The following is a 16,888-nucleotide window of genomic DNA, read 5'->3' as shown; positions in this document are numbered from 1 at the left end:
AAACTTTGTTCCGAGTGGCGAAGTTAAACGGCATTTTCTCTTTCAGCATTAAGCAGGTATCTGAAACCAGAACGTAGAGCCCAAACCTTCTTTACTTTGTACGCCCATACAGCCGTTGTGCAGCTTGATTATCTCCTGAGAGATATATAAACCGATGCCAAAACCCGATGCCATTTTTACCCGCTCACTATCTACCCGGTAAAAGCGTTGAAACAGGTTTGGTACGTCTTTTTCGCTTATTCCAATTCCCCTGTCAATTACACTGATCTTTAATATTCCATTGTCTCTTTCGGTATTTATACGAATAGTACTGCCCGCTGGAGAATATTTAATAGCATTGGTAAGCAGATTGAATAGTACCTGGCTTATTTTGTCCTTATCGGCAAAAATGGAACAGTTTTCACAAATATGTACATCAAACTGATGTTCGGGAGATAAGATGCTGGCATAACTTATTACTTCCTTAAAAAGTTCTTCCAGTGAAAAATTCTGATGATTTAATTTTGTTTTACCTGCTTCTAAGCTGTTAATATCTAAAAATCCCTGAATTAGCCGGGCCATTTTATCCGCCTGTTTTTCCGCTCTTTTTAACGCATTGAGGCTTACATTATCTGCACTCTTTAGTATTCTGCGCAAGGCAATCTGCAAATAGGATTTTACTGAAGTTAAGGGTGTTTTCAACTCATGGCTTACCATGGCAATAAAGTCATTTTTTCGCAGTTCACTTAGTTTAGATTCCGTAATATCAATGATAATTCCGGTTGTAAAATAAGCCGCTTTTTCTTCGTTGAAGAATGTTTTTCCTTTAGAATGAACCCATATTTCTTTTTTGTTAGCTAACACAACGCGATAAGCAGCATCAAAGTTTCCTTCTTTATTAGGGTCGAGAGCTGCTGCTATGGCTTCCCGTACGTATGTTCTGTCATCTGGGTGCACCCGTGCTAATGTTTTTTCGAGCGTAACATCTTCATCTGCAGTAAAGCCGCTTAATTCCCTGGTTCTTTCAGAGAATTTCAGCATCAAAGTTTGGGGATAAAATTCCCAGGTACCCATTTGCGCAGATTGTACAGCCAGACTTAGCCGTTGTTCGCTTTTTTCAGCCGCCATTCTTGCTTCTACCTGGCTGGTTACATCAACTGCCGTTATCAGGATACGATGCGTTTTCCCCTCCGGATTTTTTAATGGCGTGTAAGCAAAATCAAAGTAAATCGGTTTTAGTTTATTATTTAAGCTGATGTAAGCCAGGGCTTCCTTTTCAGTATAAGTCTCGCCGCTCGTATACACTCTTTTAAGCAAATCCGGGAAAGGTTGTCCCTGTAGTTCAGGCAAGAAACCGAGGAGTTCTTTTCCAATAATTGACCGGTCTTTCCCCCAGATCTGCAGTGCCGCTTCGTTTGCAATAACCAATCTCATCTCGGGACCTTCGAGTACAGCTGTAGCAACAGGAGATTTTTCTATTAAGTTTTCAAACTTATTATCAAAAGAATGTGGCATTGGTTAGTTCTGAGGATTACAAAAATAAATATGTAAGTTGTAACATCAAAGCTATTCTTCTTTCATGTAAATAATTAAACCCATTAGTTCTACGGTAACCTCTAAACACGGTTTATAAGAAGATGTTTAACTGTCAGAAAAGAAAATTTATAAGCAGCAAAGGGGCTTATTGTAATTCAGCGAGGCATTTTGATAGAGCCAGCTGCTCAAGGCATAGTTCAGTGGTTAAGCGGGTATTTAAAATTTTAAGATCTTTGTTATCTGTATTGTAATGAAATTGGTTATTTCCTGGAAACTTTTCGTTATGGCCTTTAATTATTTCTTCATTTAATTCTTCTATAGAGCTGTATTTTTTGAAGAGGCGGCTTTTGCCATAACGTTTAAACAGAATGTACATGTTTAATTAACATCTTTACCTCAAAATAGTGTTTATTAAAAAGGTTATTAATAGAATAAGTACATGTAAAATAACAGATAGAAAACAGATCCGGGAAACTGAACCTCCTTTTATTGCGTTATATTACAAGATCCTGATATCTCTAGGTGTTATTTTAACACACATTCATCAGGTGAATTTAAAAGGAAAGTGTTTTTGTCTTACAGCAATTCTTCAGAATCAGCCTTGCTGAAGAAGAAATTCCAATCAAAATACTCCTTGTTACTTACTTTATAAACACAGATTTAATGATTTTATTAAACCTTTCGGATTTTTTTGGAGCAAAAAGAATAGCCTATGATCAAATTACGCATCTGGAACAAAACTCACCCGAAATAATTGTCTACGCAATACCGGCAATGGCTTTTTTTACATTCCTTGAGATTGGCTATTCGTGGTATTTAAATAAAAAGAATTACAAAACAAAAGAGTCTATAGGTTCAACATTGGTAGGGTTGGGTAACGTATTGATTAATGTTCTTTTAAAAGTGGGCTTACTTTATGGGGTTGTGTGGATTTACAATGCTGTCCCGTGGCGAATGTCACTTAATTGGTGGACAATTATTCCCTGTTATCTTATTTTTGATCTTGCAAGTTATTGGTCGCACCGGATATCTCATTTCAACCGCTTCTTTTGGGCTACTCATGTGGTTCATCACTCTGCAGAACATTATAATCTTACAGTTTCTTTCAGGCTCAGCTGGATACAAAACTTTAAAATAATCTTCTTTTTACCGGTTGCTTTTTTGGGATTTCACCCTATAATCTTCTTTGTAACGAGCCAGGTAAGTGTGCTTTTTCAATTCTGGGTACATACCGAATTTATAAGAAAGCTTCATCCTGTTGTTGAATATATACTGGCAACGCCATCTAATCACCGGGTTCATCACGGTTCTCAGGAAAAATATATTGATAAAAACTTTGCAGCTACTTTTATTTTCTGGGATCGTTTATTTGGAACTTACCAGAAAGAAGAGGAAGAACCTGAGTACGGTTTAACAACAAAAATCGGCAACCGCCTTGACCCGATATTTCTTAATTTTCATGAGGTTAAGGACATGATAAGAGATGTAAAGCAAGCCAAAGGAATAAAAAACAAGCTATTTCAGCTGTTTGCCAGTCCCGCAAAAATCCATAAGCAAAAAATCAGCAATAAAGAAAGTGGAGGATTATCCCATTAGTTCTTTCATTAATTTATTAAAAGCTTCCTTCATTTCTGCCAATTCCGTTTCTACCTGAGTGAGCCGCGATTCTAATGCTGCTATATCACCTTTAGAACTTGTTTCTGTAGGGCTGTTTTCTTCTTCTGTTAAATCACTAACTTCTCCTAACAGGTGTATAAAACGGACTTCTTTCTGGCCCGGACGTTTCTGCAACTGCATAACAAATGGAGGATTTGCTTCTGCAAGTTTTTCTAAATTCTGCTGAACTTCTTCTATCGATTCAAACTCGTACAACCTGCCCGAATTGGTATTTAATTCGCCGGGTGTTAGTGGGCCACGCAAAAGCAACAGGCAGATAATGGCTACTTCTGCAGGAGCAACCGGGTAAACAATAGCGAAGTTATGCTTGTATTTTACGGCACGGCTCGAGCCTCCCGTGGCAGTAGAGATGAGTCCTTTTTTCTTTAAAGAATTTAAAGCTAGTGCTACGGTTTCTTCATCGTACTGAACTACCGGTTTCCTGGATGTTTTTTGGTTACATGCCGCTATCAGGGCATTTATTGTCATGGGATAATATTCAGGAGTAGTTTTACTCTTTTCCATTAGTGCTCCAAGAACACGTTGCTCTACAGCATCAAGAACAGGAAGGCTTTCTGAAAGATTCATCCGTAAAGATACTTATCGTACTCAATCTCTAAAAATTCTTTTATGTGCCCGGTTAAAGCCTGATTAAATTTTTTTTATTTCGCCGTCTTATTTCTGCTGTTTACCGGGTTCTTTCGGCTGTTCGCCTAATTCTCTAAAAGCGCTTGTAACCTCCTTAAGCGCTTTACTGTCTTATAGTTAAATCAATAAGATAAAAACTAAAGTCATGAAAAATGTACAAATTATAATCAGCTCGTTAATGCTGTTATTTTCTTCAACTGTTTTTGCAGGAATAAAAACAGAAAAAGTTTCAGACTATCCAGCCTTTACTGTTGGAAGCCCGGAAGATATTAACGTTAAAGAAATAGAAGCCTTAAAAAAGATTGGCGTTTCAAATACACTGCCTGTTTTTAAACTTACCAATACCCAAGATATAAACACGGCAGAAATTGAAGCATTAAAGGGAATATCCCAAGTTCAAAACCGTTTACCGGAGTTTAGAATAATCAATGCCGGAGATATTAATATAGCGGAAATTGAAGCATTGAAAGGCCTAAATTCTTCCTCTTTAGGTTTGCCCGGAATTGTTTTTGCAACAGCGGACGATATAAACTTTAATGATATAGAAGCATTGAAGGAGGTTAAATAAAGAAATAATCTATGGTTAATTTGGTGGGGGTTGTATAAATTTTATATAACCCTTTTTATTGCCTCTCCAATAGCATTTCCAACTCCTTCAGAAACTTCGCCTTTTGTTACTTTCCAATCTAAATATGTGTCTTCTTCGTCTTTTAATTCTATACGGCATAAAAATTCGTCGTTGTTATAAATAAGAAAACCGTCTTCATCCGGTTTAACTAATAATTTTTTAGGGCCTTCTTCGTTTATTGCCGCTTCAACATAAAAAGCTTTATTTATTGCATCCATACTTTTAAAACACAGGGCATCAGCATTTGTTGAGCCTTATTTATAATCAGGTATAAGCGCTGGCTTCGTCCAGTAAGCGAATTGAAATTTCGTCTAACCTTAATTCAGTTGCCTGTACCAGGGTTTTTAATTGTTCAGTGCTGGTTGCACTTGCAATGGGGGCCGTAATACCCGCACAGGCCATTAACCAGGCTAAAGCAACTGCTGCAGCACTGGTATTGTATTGTTGTGCTACCTTTTCCAAGGCTTTAATAATTCTGAATCCTCTTTCGTTCATGTACTTTTTCATTCCCCCGCCTCTTGCGCTTTTATTAAAGTCAGTTTCAGAATGGTATTTTCCGGTTAAAAAGCCACTTGCCAGTGAATAATAAGTTATTACGCCTATTTTATTTTCGAGCACCAGCTGTTCATACTCCTTTTCGTACTGCTCACGTTCGTATAAATTGTATTCAGGTTGCAGGCATTCATATCGTGGTAGTCCTGATTTTTCACTTTTTTCTAATGATTCTTTTAGCCGTTGAGCCGTAAAATTAGAAGCTCCGATTATACGCACTTTTCCTTCACGTATAAGCTGGTTGTAAGCTTCGAGCGTTTCTTCAATGGGTGTTTCAGGATCATCGTAATGAGATTGATAAAGGTCAATATAATCAGTTTGCAATCTGGTAAGCGATTGTTCAGCAGCTTTTATAATGTAGTTTTTAGACAAGCCTTTTTCTCCATTACCCATATCGCTGCCAACTTTTGTCGCCAGAATGATTTTTTGTCGCTTACCTGAACTTTTAAACCATTTTCCTATAATTGTTTCAGATTCTCCACCCTGATTTCCAGGAACCCACCTGGAATATGAATTTGCGGTATCAATAAAATTAAGCCCGGCATCGGTAAAAGCATCCAGTAATTCAAAAGATTTTTTTTCATCTGCTGTCCACCCGAAAACATTTCCACCAAAACATAGTGGGTACACTTCCAGGGCAGATTTTCCTATTTTTCTTAATTCCATCATTATATGTGCGCTTCCATTCGTTGTTTAAGATCTGCTGCCTGCATAACTCCCGATTGTCGCCATTTAACTTCTCCGTTTTTAAAAAGTATCAATGTGGGTACGCTTTGAATGCGATATGCATTTGCCGCCGAAGGATTTTTATCAATATCTACTTTTAGAATGGTTGCCCGGTCGCCCATCATTTCTTTTACCTGTTTAAGTATAGGTGCCATCATTTTACACGGCCCGCACCATTCTGCTGAAAAATCTACCAGGACAGGTTTTCCTGATTTAATTATATCTGAAAAGTTTGACATGATTTATTGCTTATACTGGTTATTATACTTAGTACAATTAATTAAGTACTATTTGGTTTTGTGAGAATAAAATTTTCCTGATAAAGATCATTTTTTCTTCTGATGAAGTACACTTTTTAAAGGATCTGTTTAGGCGATTTTTGAATAAAGTTTATCAGTAACTCCAAGTCTATGGAAAATCTTAAAATCATTAATGGAAACCTGTCAGAGGTTATGGCTGTGTTTTTACAGGAACTTCCTGATCCGGCCAGAAGTAATGAGTCTACTATTAAAGACGAATATATTCTGAACAATAAGAAAGTGGTTTTTCAGGCACAAAAAAAGAAAGGTCCTCATGGAATGTGCTGGAACATCAATTATTCTTCGTGATTATTCACTTTGTTAAACTTTCGCTACTTTTATATTCTTCCTGTTAGAAACATAAAGAAAGTTAGTTTAATGGTGTTTTATGATAAGAAAGATTTTATATGTACTTCTTACTGTTATTGTTTTGATTCAGTTCTTTCAGCCTGAACAGAATAGTACATCGGAAGAACAACCTGCTGCTATAGAAAAAGTATATATAGTTCCTCAAAATGTTCAGGCCATTTTAAGCAAGGCATGTACTGATTGCCATTCAAATAATACGCGTTATCCCTGGTATAATCACATTCAGCCGGTTGCCTGGTTTTTAAAACATCATGTTGACGAGGGAAAAGGTGAGCTCAATTTTGATGAGTTTGCTGCATATCCTTTAAAAAAACAGGATCATAAACTGGATGAACTTATAGAAACCCAGCAGCAAGGCTCTATGCCCTTAACATCTTACACCATAATTCACAGAAATGCGGTGTTAAACGATCAGGAGAAGCAGCAACTGATAGATTGGGCACAAAATATTCGTAAACAAATACAAAGCAAAATAAAAGCGAAGCTTTAAAAGAGAGGACCATCTGTAATGATCCTCTCTTTCAAAGTTAATTCCAGGCTGCCCAGTTGCTGGACGCCGCCCAGTTTTCAGCACCTGTTGCTCCCCTGAAAGTAACTTTTTCGAAAAAAGTGCTAAAGTCGTTATCTGTAAAATCAGCGCCGGTTAATGCAGGTGAACCTTCCTGCGGAGAAAGATCCGGTACATCGGCAGAATAAGTTGCTTTCAGCTTCAGGTCCGCAATAGGATCTATTATTATATTTTTATTTACTGAAGGTCTTTCAATACTCGCTGTTTCCATTTCTGTAGCGTAAGCGGCTACCTGCGGGTCGGCTATTATATTTTCTCCGTTTCCGCCGGTATCGTAAGCGAACGATTTTGCCGGATCATCGCAATTCACCAGGTTAAATTTAAACTCAGAACCTTCGTTGTTAATTAGCAGTGGTTTAGTTCTGGGGCAAAGCATTAATCCGCCGTCAGAATATCCTGCAACGATGGAATTCATAATATTAAATCGGGTATTTTTTCTTATATATATTCCCTGACTATGATTGTTTTCATTGTTATCCATCCCTTCAGGACCTATAATAGTAATGTTTGAAATGACTGGTTTTGTAAAAGGCTGAATGTTTGAAGCGTCTTTATCGTTTAAGCTTTCAAGTCCGTTTGCTCTGATGGCATGATTGCCGAAAGCCCGACGATAAGAAATAAGAAACTGCAGTTTCCCAGTATAGCCGCGATCAAAATCAAAATTATCATCGCCATTGTCAAGTGCGATTAAATAACGGCCGTTAACGGTTCCGCCCACAAACTGAAAGCCGTCATCAAGCGAGTTTTTAACCATAACATGCTCCAGTGTTGTTCCAGAACCTACTCCTTCTAAACTTAATCCGCTGGCCATATCAATTTCCCATTCCTCTTCCTGGCCCGGATTTAATCCACCACAGTATTCAAGTCGTAAGTATTGTATAGTTCCGGAGTTATCTGCTGGCACATCGCCGCCAAATTCGGTATCGGTGCTGCTTTCTATCCCCTTGATATGCGCTTCGGGCAGGTTGGTAGGGGCGTTTCCTAAAATAATAATTCCAGTCCAGTCACCTGGCGCTTTTGACGTTGCTCCTGAAGTAAAAACCACGGGCTGTTCGGCTGTTCCGCTTACAAGTAATTTTGATCCTTTGGTAACTATCAGCGCAGCTTTTTCTGCTGCTGATGCTGCCTGTTCTGCTGCAACTGTAACTCCTGCCGGTATGGTCAGTGTGGCATTGTTTTTAACAAAAACCTGTCCTTTGAGAATATAATTCTTGTTCGCCTCCAGCGTCATATCTTCCGTAATACTTCCCTGAAGAATTACGGACTTATCATCGTCAATTATGCTTCCGCCTTCATCTTTTTTACAGGAAAAAGAAAAAGATACTAAAAAGAGTAGTACAAGTAGTTTATTGAGATTTTTCATTTCGTGTATATATTATCCTGCTAGCCTAACATATTCAGGTATAAAGGGTTCTAATAAAATGAAGATTAGGATATTCGAGACGCCGGAATGAGAAAATATGAGAAATTAATGTTCTTTTTGGCTGTCACACACTTGGAACAAGGTACAGCATAAGGAGGATGCTGATAATTAATATAGAAAAAGTAAGCACCAGTGAAAGAGAAAACGAGGGAAAATACGTGCCCTTTAAAAGCTTTTTTTCAATAATACGATAGCGTAAAAATGCCAGCAATGCTACTATTGCCCCTATTGCTACCAGTAAGATGCCAATAAGGGACGAATATCCCTTTCCCGGTACCACAGCCGCCTTTTCTCCTAATACAAAAGAAAGCTGCTTAATAAATAAAGCAAATTTTACTACAACAAAACCAAAACCCATGATCGCTATACTTGTTCTTATCCAGGCAAGGAAGGTACGTTCGTTGGCTAAATGATCGTTGGGATTTATTTTTTTAAGGTCTTCTTTTATAGGTTCCATCAAGAAATTTTTGCCTGTAATTTAAAACTTTTATTGCTGAGAGTGTTTTACCCGCTTTCGTTTAGCTGAATTAAAACCGGTAACATAATTGATATAAATTATTTCTGAAGCAAGTTTTTTAATTGTACAGCGTTTTACTCTAACCATTATAAACCAATTATGAATAAAGACCAATTAAACGAAGGAACCTTGCTAAAGTACATAGGCAAGGGATTTAAAGAATTCCAGGAGAATCATCCTTTTATGGAATTTCTGGGGTACGACAGTATGGGCTGGTACGACTTGTGGGTAAATTACCTGGGCCATAAAATATGCGTTTCGTGGAATGAAGTGGAAATAGTTAAATAAAATAAATAAACTATCTGCCTTCAGAAACATAATTCCTTGGATGGTTAAATTCATCTAAGGAATTATATCATTTTGATAATGTTTCTCAATTTCCTGTCCAATTTCATTAACTATTTCCTGCTCTAATTGTCCTTTTACCGAACTCCAGGAATTATCTCCGTTGTTGATCAGTGAAACATCGGTTCCTTCAAATCTGAAATCGAACGTCTCTGAAGTATGTGTAATAGTCAGCTTCATTTCCCGGCCGGCGTCTGTGCTGTTGAATTCTATTTCAAATCTTTTTTCGTCCATAATTTCTTAACCGTTGGGCATCTTTTTAGTTTATTAAAATTCTCTTTTTAAATAAAGAAAACCGGTATGGGCAAATCCTGTTAAAAAAATAAACCCCTTTAATTAACCTGTTAGAATTATCGTTATGGGATACCACGAATGGAAATCATGTATTGATGCATGTCTGCAATGTGCAGCAATCTGCAATCATTGTGCAAGTTCATGTACACATGAAGAAGATGTTAAAATGATGGCCAGATGTATTGAGCTGGATATGCAATGTGCAGCTATTTGTTATACATCCGCTCAATTAATGAGTATGGGAAGTGAGCAGGCAAAAAAGATATGTGCTGTATGCGCTGAAATTTGCCAGACTTGCGGTGATGAATGCGGAAAACATCAAACTGAGCACTGCCGTGAATGCGCAGAAGCTTGTAAAAGGTGTGCAGAAGAATGTAGAAAGATGGCGGCATAGGGTTATAAGTATATGCCGGAGGAAAAAGCGAATGTCGACATCAGAAATTACCTGAAGAGGGTTTGGATTGCGGTAAGTGTTGCAGCCCTGGTGATACTAATTATTCTGCTTTTAAAAGCAAGTATAAATGTAGTGTTAATGGTGCTGGCCGGATCACTGATAGCACTTTTTTTTCATGGTTTTGCCGACCTCATTCAGCGAAAAATAAAACTATCGCACCGATGGAGTATGGTAATTGCTATTGGCAGTACGTTTTTATTGTTGATACTTCTTTTTTGGCTTATCGGATCGAAGGTAGAGTCGCAGCTCACACAGTTATCAGATAAGTTTCCAACCATGCTTGATCAGGCGAAAAGCCGTTTAAATGAAACTCCTGTAGGGCAAAAGATCTTAGATCAGACATCCGGGCAAAATTCAAAGAAATTAATAAGCTCAGTACGGCGGTTTTTCAGTTCTACATTTGGAGTACTTGGAGACCTCTATGTAATTCTTTTTTTAGGGATCTTTTTTACTGCAGGCCCTTCTACTTATAAAAAAGGAATTATTGCATTAATTCCGCCTAAAGGCAAAAAAGAAGGCGAAAATGTACTCAATATCCTGGGTCATAACCTGAAAAACTGGTTAAAGGGTAAGTTCTTTTCTATGGCTGTAGTTGCTGTATTAACGGCAATAGGATTATCAATTATAGGTGTTCCAATGATATTTGCACTTGCAATTATTGCGGGAGTGTTAAACTTTATCCCAAATTTCGGGCCTATAATTGCCATGATACCGGCAGTTCTGATTGGCTTATCACAAGGAGTAAATACAGCTTTGATTATCGCGTGCCTGTATATTTTTATTCAGGCTTTAGAAAGTAACCTCATCACTCCAACAGTTCAGAAAAAACTGGTAAGTATACCACCGGCTTTAATTATTATAGGGCAATTGATAGTAGGTTCCCTTACCGGCTATCTGGGAATAATACTTGCAACCCCGGTAGTACTTATTATAATGACACTGGTGCAGCAATTATATATAAAGAAGCAGGATGAATAAAACTTACCTGGAAGAATTTGCCGAACCGATTGCTAAAAACATCAGCAGTGCAGTAGAAATTGTAGCTGCTGTGGTAATAGCTGTAGCTGTATTACTGGCAATTAAGAATTATTTTACCATGTTCTTTATAAAATCCGATTCAAAAAAACAACGGGATATCCGTGTTGAATTTGGAAGCTCTGTAGCAATAGCGCTCGAACTGCTTTTAGGCGCTGATGTTTTAGCTACAGCCGTTGCTCCAACCTGGGATGATATCGGGAAACTTGCAGCAATAGCTACAATAAGAACTGCGCTGAATTATTTTCTTGAACGCGACCTGAAGGGAGACGGATAATGGTCTTAAGATATATGTACAGATGCAGAATGAACTGACAAAACAGCGAAGTAAGCTTCTCTTTAATATAGAGCGATTGCTTGAAGGCCCAATGATTACATTGGGCTTTATTTGGTTAATTCTTTTAATAATCGAATTTATAAATGGCTCAAACAGTTATATCGAATTAATAAGTACCGTTATATGGGTAATTTTCATCATTGATTTTATACTGAAGTTTATTCTTGCTCCACAAAAACTGTTATTTCTTAAAACTAACTGGTTAACTGCAATTTCCTTACTTATTCCGGCACTGAGGCTTTTCAGGATTTTTCGTTTTGTACGACTGCTTCGGGCTTTTCGTGGCACCCGGCTTATTCGTGTTGTTTCATCAATAAACCGGGGGATGAAAAGTCTCAATGCAACAATGCGCAGAAGAGGCTTCGGTTATGTGATGATTTTAACCCTTGCAATAATTTTTTCCGGTGCAGCAGGTATGTATGCTTTTGAAAATTATAAGGGCGGGCTTGAATCGTATGCTGAAGCTTTGTGGTGGACAACAATGCTGGTCATTACTATCGGCAGTGATTTCTGGCCGCATACAACCGAAGGAAGAGTACTTTGTTTTCTGCTGGCAATTTATGGTTTTGCCGTTTTCGGGTACATTACCGCTACATTAGCTTCTTTTTTTATAGGGAGGGATGCCGAGGAAAAGAATGCCCCAGTAGCCGGATCGGATGATATACAAAAACTCAGAAAGGAAATAAGAGAATTAAGCAGAATTATTGAACAACTTAATTCCAGAAAATAGAAGTTGGATACCTCCGTATAAAAGTTTTAAATCAGCTTAGGAATATTCTTTTAATAATTTTCTGTATTGATTCAGGATGGTTGATTTTGAGATAAATCCGATAAATCTTCCGTCTTCTTCAATAACAGGGAGGTTCCAGGTGTTGGTTTCATCAAATTTCTTGGTAATTTTTATTACAGGATCTTTTAAATAAATAACAGCCGGAGGAGCTTTGGCTATTTTTTTTACAGTAAGCTTACCCGCAGCGTCAGCATCAAACATATAAGGACGCAGATCATCCAGCGTAATAATTCCTTCCAAATGACCGTCTTTGTTAGTTACTGCTATTAAATTTCTTTTCCCGTTTTTTATTACCTCAAGCAATTCAGCAAAGGAAGCATCTATGTTAATTTGTTGGGGATTTTCAATTAAAGTGCCTGTATGCAAAATGGAAAGCAGGTTCTTATCGTGTTCGCGTGTAAAGATTTTTCCTTCTTCGGCAAGGTCTTTAAGGTCAGGAGAGATAGGAGAAAACCAAATGGCTATTAAATAGGCTATTACAGAAACTACCATTAAGGGGATAAAAAGATCATATCCGGCACTTGATTCGGCAATAAGAAATATGGCGGTAAGCGGGGCATATAGAACTCCGCTCATAACTCCCGCCATGCCTACAATAACCAGGTTTGATACCGGAATATTGGTAAAACCCAGTTGCTGGCAAAGCATGGCAAAAAAATAACCGAAAGTACCGCCCGCAAATAATGAAGGTGCAAAATTACCTCCATTACCGCCGCTTTGTATAGTAATTGCTGTTGCAAAAGCTTTAAAAGCGCAAGTTAAACCCAGGAAAGATAAAATCAGCCATGGGCCAAAGTCAAAGTTTCTGAAAAAACTGTTCTGAATAATCCTTGAAATGTGTCCGCCGGTAAGTTCTTTTACCGTTTGATATCCTTCGCCAAAGAGCGGAGGAAAAAGCAGGCATAACATGGATAAAATGACACCTCCTAAAACAGCTTTTCTTACGCGGGTGAGTTTAAGGGTTTTAAAAAGGTGTTCAATAAAATGAGAAATCAGCAGAAAATAGCGGGCGTATAAACCTGATACAATTCCCAGCGCAAGATAAAATGGTAAATTCTCGTAATTGAACGGATGCCGGCTTTTAAAATGAAATAAGACGTCTTCCTGAAGGATTATTTTTGAGAGTAAGCTTCCGCAGATAGCCGCAACTACCAGCGGGATAAAATCTGTAAACACAACTCCCGTAAGCAAAATTTCAAAGGCAAACATAACACCGGCAATTGGAGCATTAAAAGCCGATGCAATTCCCGCTGAGGCTCCTGCAGCGAGTAAAAGTGTACGGTCTTTATAGGTGAGATTATACGTCCGGGCAAAGTTTGATCCGATAGCGGCTCCGGTTACAGCTATAGGGCTTTCTAACCCAGCCGATCCACCCAATCCTACAGTAACAGCACTCTGTATAATCTGTGAGTACATCTTTACTGATGATATTATGCTTGAATTTTGTGCTATCTCATATAAAATAGCCGGTATTCCTTTTCTGTCCTGCCCTTTAAAAACCAGCATTACTATAGCAGTTGTTAATACAATTCCTGCAAATGGAAATACGATGTAGAACAGGATCTGTTCGTCAAAATGTATTTTTCGCGTAATCAGGAAATGGATATAACCTACAAGGAGTTTCAGAACAACACCGGCTAAACCCGAACTAAGTCCTACTAAAATGCCGGATAATATCAGGAACTGGTTTCTGGAAAGGTTGCTTTTTAACCAGTTTATAAATATCTCGTAACTTCTGGCAGTATTTAAACTGTATCTGCTAAAATCTCTTTTAAATTTAAGTAAACTGTGATATTTTCTAATGTAGTTTTTTTTCACTTATTGTAATCACTGACCTACTAATTCTGCCATTATACTTACTTAATTTTAAATACGACTGTTAAACTGACTTACATTTAATAAATCAATTAACAGGTTTAAGCTGTCTTTTGATTTATTAGAACCACTCAATATTAAAGGTTTTATAATATAACCTGTTATCCCTAATTGCTGAAATGTTTCTTTATCAGCGGGTTCACTCGATGTTGTTAAAATAAATACACTGATTCTTTTTAAATGTTCATCCTGGCGTATTGCTTTTAGAAAATCCAGTCCGTTCATTTTTGGCATATTGATATCGAGCAGGATAACATCGGGTAAACTTTCACTTAAATCCGATTTAAGTAAAGCAAGTGCTTCCTGTCCGTTCTTGGTAATATTTAAACGAACGGGCAGATTAATTTTTTTTAAAGTTCTTTCAACGTTAATAATATCTAACTGATCATCCTCAACTAGTAGAATATTCACCATAACTTACATTTTTAGGCCAGCTAAATGTAAAGGTTGAGCCTTTACCCGGTTTAGAGGCCAGTTTAATAAAACAATTTTTGTCGTCGAGTATTTTTTTAACAATAGTTAAGCCAATACCGGTACTTTCAAATGAATCTCTTTCTTTTAAAGTTTGAAATATAAGAAATATCTTATCGTGGTATTCCGGTTCTATACCCGGGCCGTTATCCTTAACAGAAAACTCGAAGGTTTTTTCTGTTTCTTTAAAAGTAATTGATATAAGTCCCAACTCCTTATCGTGGTATTTTATTGCATTTGAAATTAAATTTGTAAAGATTTGCTCCAAATATATTTTTTCTGCCGTAACTACTGGCATCCCCGGTTGAATTTCTATTTTCATATTCCTTGGAGGATTGAGAATAGTAGTTACATGATTAAGAAGGGTGTTTACATCTACTTCTTCAGCCCGGCTTTTTGTTCTTCCTACACGAGCCAGTTCCAGGATTCCGTCTATCAGGTTTTCCATTCGCTGTATTCGTAGCCGCATCAGTAAAAGAAATTCTTTAATATCATCAGGAAGGTTATCAGGCATATCTTCTTCTATCCAGCGGGATAAATTTTCAATACCTAACAGTGGCGCTTTTAAATCATGCGATACCACATAGGCAAAACTGTCAAGTTCATCGTTTCTTCGCTGCAATTTGGTAATGGTATCGTTTAATATAGATGCCATGGTGTTGAGAGATAAAGAAAGAGAACTCATTTCGTCTTTTGAATTGTCTTCAATCAGCGAATTGAAGTTGCCTTTTGCCAGCCGGTCGGCCAGCGTTACCATTCCCGAAATTCTTTTAGAGATAATACTGGTGATATAATAAACGGCAGAAATACCTATTACAAGCGACAAGATCATTAACAGCAGTGTGATGGTTCGTGTACTGGCAATAGACGAAGCCAGTTCCGCTCTTCTCACTTCCCTTATTGAATATTCATAATCATTAAATGCTTTAAACTCATCTTCAAGTTCATTCTGAAATTCTTTGCCTTTCTTGTTCTGATCTCTTAACTTTTTGAAATCTTCAGGCAACCGCTGAGATGTGGATGAATCATTGGCCGCCCTTATGTAGGGTTTGGCGTATATTTCTATCCACTTTCTGTAAAGTGTATCTATTTTGTTTAGCCTCACTTTCTGCGGTTTCCCGATGTAATTCCTGATTTCCTGCAGATACAGATCGTTTTCTTTAATATAGCCCCGGTAAATATTTAAAAAGCTGTTTTCCTGGGTTAGAACATAACCGTTAACTGCACTTTCCATATTCAGAATATTTCGCTGCAGCCGGCTGGAGTTTCTTATAACTTCCTGCGAGTTACGAAGCCATTCCGTATTATAATTTACAGCCTGGGTAAGCCGGTAATTAATCAGTGTTGTAAAGGCAAAAAGTGCAAGAATAAAAATAAAGGCAAGAAAAATTTTGGTTTTTATTTTCATTAAATGCAATGCTGATTACTGGTTGTTTTAATCCATTCATTTGAATGGAAGCCGGTAATTTACAAAAATGTAAATAAGTTTGAAGATTACAGCCCTCTTTGTGCGGTTTGAGGAGCCTTTCCTGATAAAATAAACAAGCCCTTATTTTTGTAAATAAGAGCCTGTTTGAAGATTAAAACAAAATTTTCCGCATCTAAATATAAGAAATTTTCGGGCTGTAAATACTAATTTCATTTTGTAACGTTGTTGTTAGGAATACTATTGGAAATTGTGCAGAAAATGAAATACGGATGGTATCAAAAAATAATGTTTATCTCTTTTTAATGAAACATTAAACGGAGTTGCTCGTATAAGGTCTCATACCTAAAGAAAAAATGAATCAGAAAATCAGTGCTATTTTTCGGGAACTATTTAGCGGATCAGGAAAAGATTTGAAAGGAATAATGATTTTAAAAGACGGAAGATTTACCGAAGTTCCTGTAAATCAAAATCCGCTTTCGCGACTTGTAGCTTTTTTAAAAACTCTTTTTTAGTAACTTATCCATTATCTTAATAAACGCAGTTTAGTACTTACTGGAGTATCTAAACATTGTATTCATGCCTTAAAATCGGTAATAGACGAACTTTTTTAATTTTTTTACAACAAGAACAGTGCTTTGTTGTAAATAACAGTATACCGATTGTTAACTCAAGCCTATGAAATTAGTAACCGTTAAGTATTCTTACCAGGATTTTATGCACTTAGCTATTTATGCCGATCTCAGCACATCACTTAAACGAAACGACCGGATTTTGACTTCACGGGATGCAGAGTATGAAGAAGTAACCGAATTATTGAAAGAAAATAATATCGGTTTCGACTGCAAGTCAAAAAGAGAAATTATGATTGTGCCCGAAAAGCAGGCCTGAATTTATTGCGGTTTTTCTTAAATCAATTAAAATAAGGAAACAAAGTACCTGAAGAACTGCTTCTTCTTA

23 protein-coding genes are annotated in these 16,888 nt (G+C 37.2%); 11 read left to right on the top strand and 12 right to left on the bottom strand.

The genetic code is table 11. The features are described 5' to 3' along the window. Window positions 1–48: 48 nt before the first annotated feature. A complete protein-coding gene (locus ACLCDL_RS16270; RefSeq protein ID WP_423149464.1) occupies window positions 49–1,494 on the bottom strand; it encodes an ATP-binding protein in 1,446 nt (481 codons plus the stop codon). 166 nt (window positions 1,495–1,660) lie between these two features. After that, on the bottom strand, window positions 1,661–1,891 hold the full coding sequence (locus tag ACLCDL_RS16265; RefSeq protein ID WP_423149463.1) for a hypothetical protein: 231 nt from the start codon (window positions 1,889–1,891) through the stop codon (window positions 1,661–1,663). A gap of 287 nt (window positions 1,892–2,178) precedes the next feature. Between ACLCDL_RS16265 and ACLCDL_RS16260 the strand changes: the two genes are divergently transcribed. Further along, on the top strand, window positions 2,179–3,111 hold the full coding sequence (locus tag ACLCDL_RS16260) for a sterol desaturase family protein (RefSeq protein ID WP_423149462.1): 933 nt from the start codon (window positions 2,179–2,181) through the stop codon (window positions 3,109–3,111). On the opposite strand, the gene ACLCDL_RS16255 is transcribed toward ACLCDL_RS16260, so the two are convergent. Further along, window positions 3,100–3,759, bottom strand: coding sequence for a YceH family protein (locus ACLCDL_RS16255; protein WP_423149461.1), 660 nt, complete (start codon window positions 3,757–3,759; stop codon window positions 3,100–3,102). The genes ACLCDL_RS16260 and ACLCDL_RS16255 overlap by 12 nt on opposite strands. Before the next feature lie 205 nt (window positions 3,760–3,964). Here ACLCDL_RS16255 and ACLCDL_RS16250 point away from each other — a divergent pair, with 205 nt between their 5' ends. Further along, window positions 3,965–4,387, top strand: a complete 423-nt coding sequence (locus ACLCDL_RS16250; protein WP_423149460.1) for a hypothetical protein — start codon at window positions 3,965–3,967, stop codon at window positions 4,385–4,387. Window positions 4,388–4,428: 41 nt separating this feature from the next. Here ACLCDL_RS16250 and ACLCDL_RS16245 read toward each other — a convergent pair whose 3' ends face one another. Genes ACLCDL_RS16245 through trxA form a run of 3 tightly spaced genes read right to left on the bottom strand, consistent with a single transcriptional unit; the run spans window position 4,429 to window position 5,964 of the window. Next, window positions 4,429–4,665, bottom strand: a complete 237-nt coding sequence (locus ACLCDL_RS16245) for a hypothetical protein (RefSeq protein ID WP_423149459.1) — start codon at window positions 4,663–4,665, stop codon at window positions 4,429–4,431. A 46-nt stretch (window positions 4,666–4,711) separates the two neighbouring features. Beyond that, window positions 4,712–5,668, bottom strand: a complete 957-nt coding sequence (locus ACLCDL_RS16240; RefSeq protein WP_423149458.1) for an aldo/keto reductase — start codon at window positions 5,666–5,668, stop codon at window positions 4,712–4,714. Next, entirely contained in the window at window positions 5,668–5,964 is a 297-nt protein-coding gene (trxA, locus tag ACLCDL_RS16235) for a thioredoxin (protein WP_423149457.1), read from the bottom strand. Before trxA ends, ACLCDL_RS16240 begins: the two co-directional genes overlap by 1 nt. Window positions 5,965–6,135: 171 nt before the next feature. Here trxA and ACLCDL_RS16230 point away from each other — a divergent pair, with 171 nt between their 5' ends. Then, a complete protein-coding gene (locus ACLCDL_RS16230; RefSeq protein WP_423149456.1) occupies window positions 6,136–6,333 on the top strand; it encodes a hypothetical protein in 198 nt (65 codons plus the stop codon). A 79-nt stretch (window positions 6,334–6,412) separates the two neighbouring features. Then, entirely contained in the window at window positions 6,413–6,883 is a 471-nt protein-coding gene (locus ACLCDL_RS16225; protein ID WP_423149455.1) for a heme-binding domain-containing protein, read from the top strand. 37 nt (window positions 6,884–6,920) lie between these two features. On the opposite strand, the gene ACLCDL_RS16220 is transcribed toward ACLCDL_RS16225, so the two are convergent. Together ACLCDL_RS16220 and ACLCDL_RS16215 are read right to left on the bottom strand one after the other, a co-directional pair. Next, window positions 6,921–8,324 carry a hypothetical protein gene (locus ACLCDL_RS16220; RefSeq protein ID WP_423149454.1) on the bottom strand — a complete coding sequence of 468 codons (1,404 nt, stop codon included), beginning with the start codon at window positions 8,322–8,324 and terminating at the stop codon, window positions 6,921–6,923. Between the two features lie 124 nt (window positions 8,325–8,448). Further along, entirely contained in the window at window positions 8,449–8,841 is a 393-nt protein-coding gene (locus tag ACLCDL_RS16215) for a YidH family protein (protein ID WP_423149453.1), read from the bottom strand. Window positions 8,842–9,000: 159 nt separating this feature from the next. Between ACLCDL_RS16215 and ACLCDL_RS16210 the strand changes: the two genes are divergently transcribed. Next, complete coding sequence (locus tag ACLCDL_RS16210; protein WP_423149452.1) at window positions 9,001–9,189, top strand: hypothetical protein; 189 nt, start codon at window positions 9,001–9,003, stop codon at window positions 9,187–9,189. 54 nt (window positions 9,190–9,243) lie between these two features. On the opposite strand, the gene ACLCDL_RS16205 is transcribed toward ACLCDL_RS16210, so the two are convergent. Next, entirely contained in the window at window positions 9,244–9,480 is a 237-nt protein-coding gene (locus ACLCDL_RS16205) for a hypothetical protein (RefSeq protein ID WP_423149451.1), read from the bottom strand. A gap of 124 nt (window positions 9,481–9,604) precedes the next feature. Between ACLCDL_RS16205 and ACLCDL_RS16200 the strand changes: the two genes are divergently transcribed. The 4 genes from ACLCDL_RS16200 to ACLCDL_RS16185 are packed head-to-tail and all read left to right on the top strand — an operon-like array spanning window position 9,605 to window position 12,096. Then, entirely contained in the window at window positions 9,605–9,934 is a 330-nt protein-coding gene (locus ACLCDL_RS16200) for a four-helix bundle copper-binding protein (RefSeq protein ID WP_423149450.1), read from the top strand. Window positions 9,935–9,946: 12 nt separating this feature from the next. After that, window positions 9,947–10,972 (top strand): AI-2E family transporter, encoded by a 1,026-nt coding sequence (locus tag ACLCDL_RS16195; RefSeq protein ID WP_423149449.1) that lies wholly within the window; start codon window positions 9,947–9,949, stop codon window positions 10,970–10,972. Further along, window positions 10,965–11,306 (top strand): DUF1622 domain-containing protein, encoded by a 342-nt coding sequence (locus tag ACLCDL_RS16190; RefSeq protein ID WP_423149448.1) that lies wholly within the window; start codon window positions 10,965–10,967, stop codon window positions 11,304–11,306. The genes ACLCDL_RS16195 and ACLCDL_RS16190 overlap by 8 nt, the downstream gene beginning before the upstream one ends. A gap of 22 nt (window positions 11,307–11,328) precedes the next feature. Continuing rightward, on the top strand, window positions 11,329–12,096 hold the full coding sequence (locus tag ACLCDL_RS16185) for a potassium channel family protein (protein ID WP_423149447.1): 768 nt from the start codon (window positions 11,329–11,331) through the stop codon (window positions 12,094–12,096). Between the two features lie 36 nt (window positions 12,097–12,132). Here ACLCDL_RS16185 and ACLCDL_RS16180 read toward each other — a convergent pair whose 3' ends face one another. From ACLCDL_RS16180 to ACLCDL_RS16170, 3 genes are read right to left on the bottom strand one after another with little or no spacing between them, the layout of a single operon-like run. Then, window positions 12,133–13,974 carry a chloride channel protein gene (locus ACLCDL_RS16180; RefSeq protein WP_423149446.1) on the bottom strand — a complete coding sequence of 614 codons (1,842 nt, stop codon included), beginning with the start codon at window positions 13,972–13,974 and terminating at the stop codon, window positions 12,133–12,135. Window positions 13,975–14,022: 48 nt separating this feature from the next. Next, a complete protein-coding gene (locus ACLCDL_RS16175; RefSeq protein ID WP_423149445.1) occupies window positions 14,023–14,445 on the bottom strand; it encodes a response regulator in 423 nt (140 codons plus the stop codon). Continuing rightward, complete coding sequence (locus ACLCDL_RS16170; protein ID WP_423149444.1) at window positions 14,423–15,910, bottom strand: sensor histidine kinase; 1,488 nt, start codon at window positions 15,908–15,910, stop codon at window positions 14,423–14,425. The genes ACLCDL_RS16175 and ACLCDL_RS16170 overlap by 23 nt, the downstream gene beginning before the upstream one ends. A 374-nt stretch (window positions 15,911–16,284) precedes the next feature. Between ACLCDL_RS16170 and ACLCDL_RS16165 the strand changes: the two genes are divergently transcribed. Together ACLCDL_RS16165 and ACLCDL_RS16160 are read left to right on the top strand one after the other, a co-directional pair. Beyond that, complete coding sequence (locus tag ACLCDL_RS16165; RefSeq protein ID WP_423149443.1) at window positions 16,285–16,443, top strand: hypothetical protein; 159 nt, start codon at window positions 16,285–16,287, stop codon at window positions 16,441–16,443. Window positions 16,444–16,606: 163 nt separating this feature from the next. Next, entirely contained in the window at window positions 16,607–16,819 is a 213-nt protein-coding gene (locus ACLCDL_RS16160) for a hypothetical protein (protein WP_423149442.1), read from the top strand. Window positions 16,820–16,888 lie beyond the last annotated feature (69 nt).

Origin of the sequence: Rubrilithobacter danxiaensis, from assembly GCF_047272945.1 — a bacterium.
Taxonomy (GTDB): Bacteria; Bacteroidota; Bacteroidia; order Sphingobacteriales; family Sphingobacteriaceae; genus Rubrolithibacter; species Rubrolithibacter danxiaensis.
This window is presented reverse-complemented; position numbering and strand designations above follow the sequence as displayed.

Excerpts from the sequence above, each read along its gene's own strand:
- ACLCDL_RS16210 (WP_423149452.1), top strand. The coding sequence starts at position 9,001 with ATGAATAAAGACCAATTAAACGAAGGAACCTTGCTAAAGTACATAGGC.
- ACLCDL_RS16195 (WP_423149449.1), top strand. The coding sequence starts at position 9,947 with ATGCCGGAGGAAAAAGCGAATGTCGACATCAGAAATTACCTGAAGAGG.
- ACLCDL_RS16205 (WP_423149451.1), bottom strand. The coding sequence starts at position 9,480 with ATGGACGAAAAAAGATTTGAAATAGAATTCAACAGCACAGACGCCGGC.
- ACLCDL_RS16160 (WP_423149442.1), top strand. The coding sequence starts at position 16,607 with ATGAAATTAGTAACCGTTAAGTATTCTTACCAGGATTTTATGCACTTA.
- ACLCDL_RS16260 (WP_423149462.1), top strand. The coding sequence starts at position 2,179 with ATGATTTTATTAAACCTTTCGGATTTTTTTGGAGCAAAAAGAATAGCC.
- ACLCDL_RS16215 (WP_423149453.1), bottom strand. The coding sequence starts at position 8,841 with ATGGAACCTATAAAAGAAGACCTTAAAAAAATAAATCCCAACGATCAT.
- ACLCDL_RS16185 (WP_423149447.1), top strand. The coding sequence starts at position 11,329 with ATGCAGAATGAACTGACAAAACAGCGAAGTAAGCTTCTCTTTAATATA.
- ACLCDL_RS16170 (WP_423149444.1), bottom strand. The coding sequence starts at position 15,910 with ATGAAAATAAAAACCAAAATTTTTCTTGCCTTTATTTTTATTCTTGCA.
- ACLCDL_RS16225 (WP_423149455.1), top strand. The coding sequence starts at position 6,413 with ATGATAAGAAAGATTTTATATGTACTTCTTACTGTTATTGTTTTGATT.
- ACLCDL_RS16240 (WP_423149458.1), bottom strand. The coding sequence starts at position 5,668 with ATGATGGAATTAAGAAAAATAGGAAAATCTGCCCTGGAAGTGTACCCA.
- ACLCDL_RS16265 (WP_423149463.1), bottom strand. The coding sequence starts at position 1,891 with ATGTACATTCTGTTTAAACGTTATGGCAAAAGCCGCCTCTTCAAAAAA.
- ACLCDL_RS16245 (WP_423149459.1), bottom strand. The coding sequence starts at position 4,665 with ATGGATGCAATAAATAAAGCTTTTTATGTTGAAGCGGCAATAAACGAA.
- trxA (WP_423149457.1), bottom strand. The coding sequence starts at position 5,964 with ATGTCAAACTTTTCAGATATAATTAAATCAGGAAAACCTGTCCTGGTA.
- ACLCDL_RS16220 (WP_423149454.1), bottom strand. The coding sequence starts at position 8,324 with ATGAAAAATCTCAATAAACTACTTGTACTACTCTTTTTAGTATCTTTT.
- ACLCDL_RS16255 (WP_423149461.1), bottom strand. The coding sequence starts at position 3,759 with ATGAATCTTTCAGAAAGCCTTCCTGTTCTTGATGCTGTAGAGCAACGT.
- ACLCDL_RS16230 (WP_423149456.1), top strand. The coding sequence starts at position 6,136 with ATGGAAAATCTTAAAATCATTAATGGAAACCTGTCAGAGGTTATGGCT.
- ACLCDL_RS16190 (WP_423149448.1), top strand. The coding sequence starts at position 10,965 with ATGAATAAAACTTACCTGGAAGAATTTGCCGAACCGATTGCTAAAAAC.
- ACLCDL_RS16200 (WP_423149450.1), top strand. The coding sequence starts at position 9,605 with ATGGGATACCACGAATGGAAATCATGTATTGATGCATGTCTGCAATGT.
- ACLCDL_RS16165 (WP_423149443.1), top strand. The coding sequence starts at position 16,285 with ATGAATCAGAAAATCAGTGCTATTTTTCGGGAACTATTTAGCGGATCA.
- ACLCDL_RS16270 (WP_423149464.1), bottom strand. The coding sequence starts at position 1,494 with ATGCCACATTCTTTTGATAATAAGTTTGAAAACTTAATAGAAAAATCT.
- ACLCDL_RS16175 (WP_423149445.1), bottom strand. The coding sequence starts at position 14,445 with ATGGTGAATATTCTACTAGTTGAGGATGATCAGTTAGATATTATTAAC.
- ACLCDL_RS16250 (WP_423149460.1), top strand. The coding sequence starts at position 3,965 with ATGAAAAATGTACAAATTATAATCAGCTCGTTAATGCTGTTATTTTCT.